We start from the raw sequence: 3,666 nt of genomic DNA on the forward strand, positions 1-3,666 counted from the left end.
CCGCCACCCCGGCCCGCGGCTCCGCCCACATGGGTATGGGCGTCGTAGCGCATGACGGCCAGGGCTCTCTGCCCGCCGGCACCCGGGCCACCCAGACGGAGGGGGTCGACGTCGCCAGTTACCAGGGCAACGTCTCCTGGTCGACCCTGTGGAACAGCGGCGTCCGGTGGGCGTACACCAAGGCCAGCGAGGGGACGTACTACACGAACCCCTACTTCTCCCAGCAGTACTCCGGCGCCTACGACGTCGGGATGATCCGCGGGGCCTACCACTTCGCCACCCCGGACACCACGGGCGGCGCCACGCAGGCCGACTACTTCGTCGACCACGGCGGCGGCTGGTCCAGGGACGGCAGGACCCTGCCCGGGGTGCTCGACATCGAGTGGAACCCGTACGGCGACGCCTGCTTCGGCAAGACGCCGAGCGCGATGGTCGCCTGGATCCGCGACTTCCTGAACGAGTACAAGGCGCGCACCGGCCGGCAGGCCGTCATCTACACCGCCACCACCTGGTGGACCCAGTGCACCGGAAACTACGGCGGCTTCGCCTCCACCACCCCGCTGTGGATCGCCCGGTACGCCTCGACGGCCGGCACCCTTCCGGCCGGCTGGAGCACGTACACCATGTGGCAGTACACCTCGACCGGCCCGACGGTCGGCGACCACGACCGCTTCAACGGCACCCTGGACCGCGTCCAGGCGCTCGCCACCGGCTGACCCGCCCCGGCGTACGGCGAAGGCCCGGGCCTCCCTCACGAGAACCCGGGCCTTCACCTCATCCGGTCACCACGGGCGCGGCCCGCTCGTGGGCCGCGTCGTCACGCAGCGACCGGAACCTCCGGCGCCGCCCCGTTGACCGCCGGGGACAGCGCCAGCTCCAGGACCTGGCGGACGTCGGTGACGGCGTGGACGTCGAGCTTGTCCAGCACCTCCGCCGGAACGTCGTCCAGGTCGGCCTCGTTGCGCTTCGGGATGATGACCGTGCTCACCCCGGCGCGGTGCGCGGCGAGCAGCTTCTGCTTCACGCCGCCGATGGGCAGGACGCGACCGGTCAGCGAGACCTCGCCCGTCATGGCCACGTCCGTGCGGACCAGGCGGCCGGAGAGCAGCGACGCCAGCGCCGTCGTCATCGTGACGCCCGCGCTCGGCCCGTCCTTCGGCACCGCGCCCGCCGGGAAGTGGATGTGCACACCCCGGTCCTTGAGGTCGCCGACCGGCAGCTCCAGTTCGGCGCCGTGCGACCTGAGGAAGCTCAGCGCGATCTGCGCGCTCTCCTTCATCACGTCACCCAGCTGGCCGGTCAGCGTCAGACCCGCCGCGCCCGTCTCCGGGTCGGCCAGCGACGCCTCCACGAACAGCACGTCCCCGCCCGCTCCGGTGACCGCGAGCCCGGTCGCGACACCGGGGACCGCGGTACGGCGCTCCGCGGGGTCCTGGGCCGACTCGGGCACGTGGTGCGGCCGGCCGATCAGACCGCGCAGGTCCTCGTCCGTGATGGTGAACGGCAGTTCCCGCTCGCCCAGTTCGTGCTGGGCCGCCACCTTGCGCAGCAGCCTCGCCACGGACCGCTCCAGGGTGCGCACGCCCGCCTCGCGTGTGTACTCGCCGGCGAGCTTGCGCAGCGCGCTCTCGTCGATGACGACCTCGTCCTTGGCGAGCCCGGCCCGCTCCAGCTGGCGCGGGAGCAGGTGGTCGCGGGCGATGACGATCTTCTCGTCCTCGGTGTAGCCGTCGAGGCGGACCAGCTCCATACGGTCGAGCAGGGCCTCCGGGATGGCCTCCAGGACGTTGGCCGTCGCGAGGAACACCACGTCGGACAGGTCGAGTTCGACCTCCAGGTAGTGGTCGCGGAAGGTGTGGTTCTGCGCCGGGTCCAGGACCTCCAGGAGGGCCGCAGCGGGGTCGCCGCGGAAGTCGGAGCCCACCTTGTCGATCTCGTCGAGCAGGACGACCGGGTTCATCGAACCGGCCTCCTTAATGGCCCGCACGATCCGGCCGGGCAGCGCGCCGACGTACGTCCGCCGGTGCCCGCGGATCTCCGCCTCGTCCCGTACGCCGCCGAGGGCGACGCGGACGAACTTGCGGCCCATGGCGTGCGCGACCGACTCACCGAGACTCGTCTTTCCGACCCCGGGAGGCCCTACGAGCGCGAGTACGGCACCGCCGCGGCGGCCTCCGACGACCCCGAGTCCCCGGTCGTTACGGCGCTTGCGCACCGCCAGGTACTCGGTGATCCGCTCCTTCACGTCCTCCAGGCCCGCGTGCTCGGCGTCCAGGACCGCCTTGGCGCCCTGGATGTCGTACGCGTCCTCGGTCCGCTCGTTCCACGGCAGTTCGAGCACGGTGTCCAGCCAGGTGCGGATCCAGGAGCCCTCGGGCGACTGGTCGGAGGAGCGCTCCAGCTTGTCGACCTCCTTGAGGGCGGCTTCCCGCACCTTCTCGGGCAGGTCGGCGGCCTCCACCCGGGCGCGGTAGTCGTCGGACTCCTCGCCCTCCTGCTCGCCGTTGAGCTCGCGCAGTTCCTTGCGTACGGCTTCCAGCTGGCGGCGCAGCAGGAACTCCCGCTGCTGCTTGTCGACGCCCTCCTGGACGTCCTTCGCGATGGTCTCGGCGACGTCCTGCTCGGCGAGGTGGTCGCGCAGCTGCTGGGTGGCGAGCTTGAGACGGGCGACCGGGTCGGCGGTCTCCAGCAGTTCGACCTTCTGCTCGGTGGTCAGGAACGGCGAGTAACCGGAGTTGTCGGCGAGCGCGGACACGTCGTCGATGGCCTGCACCCGGTCCACCACCTGCCAGGCGCCGCGCTTGCGCAGCCAGGCGGTGGCGAGGGCCTTGTACTCCTTGACCAGTTCGGTGACGTGACCGGGCAGCGGTTCGGGGACGGTCTGGTCGACCGCGGTCCCCTCGACCCACAGGGCGGCGCCCGGGCCGGTGGTCCCCGCACCGATCTTCACCCTGCTCCGGCCGCGGATGAGCGCGCCCGGGTCGCCGTCGGCCAGCCGGCCGACCTGCTCGACGGTGCCGAGCACACCGGTGCTCGCGTAGGTGCCGTCGATGCGTGGCACCAGGAGGACCTTGGGCTTTCCGGGTTCCGAGCGGGCGGCGGCCTGGGCGGCCTCGACCGCGGCGCGCACGTCGGTGTCGTTCAGGTCCAGCGGGACCACCATTCCGGGCAGCACGACCTCGTCGTCGAGCGGCAGCACAGGCAGAGTGAGCGGTGTGGACGTCGAAGCCATGATCTCCCCTTCGGCAGTCAAGTTGAGCTATGCGGGCTCAATGCACATGAGCCGTCGAATGTTCCCCGCCCGTCCGCCTGTTCGCTGTCGGCGATCACGACTGTCGGAATCGACGCTTCCGGACCTAGGGTCGACACGTAATAGGCACATGCGGTCATCAGTCATTACTGGGGGTGTCGTGGACGGAGTCGTGCAGGCGTGGGTGACCGGCTGGGTCGTGTCCCGCGGTGCCGCCCCGCCGGAACGTGAGCCGTGGGGGTTCACCGTCGACGTGGGGCAGATCGCGCAGGTCTCGCGGCATGTCTTCGAGGCGCTGGGCGAGGACGTGGACGAGGAGCTGGTGCGCAAGGTCGCGGGCGGGGTGACGGGTGCCGGGGTGTGGCTCAAGGTGTTCCACGACCCGGAGGTGGTCGGGGGCTGGCTCGGTGAGGGCT

At 71.2% G+C, this 3,666-nt stretch carries 2 protein-coding genes and 1 pseudogene; 2 read left to right on the forward strand and 1 reads right to left on the reverse strand.

The features are described from left to right. Positions 1–716: lysozyme (locus tag EHS43_RS40065; RefSeq protein ID WP_260470929.1), on the forward strand; the 716-nt coding region annotated here is incomplete at its 5' end. A 101-nt stretch (positions 717–817) separates the two neighbouring features. Here EHS43_RS40065 and lon read toward each other — a convergent pair. Beyond that, positions 818–3,232, reverse strand: coding sequence for an endopeptidase La (gene lon, locus EHS43_RS40070; RefSeq protein ID WP_125195468.1), 2,415 nt, complete (start codon positions 3,230–3,232; stop codon positions 818–820). 178 nt (positions 3,233–3,410) lie between these two features. On the opposite strand from lon, the pseudogene EHS43_RS40075 reads away from it, so the two are divergent. Next, a pseudogene (locus EHS43_RS40075) lies at positions 3,411–3,666 on the forward strand (GNAT family N-acetyltransferase); the annotation flags it as partial.

The organism is Streptomyces sp. RP5T, from assembly GCF_003933965.1.
Lineage (GTDB): Bacteria > Actinomycetota > Actinomycetes > Streptomycetales > Streptomycetaceae > Streptomyces.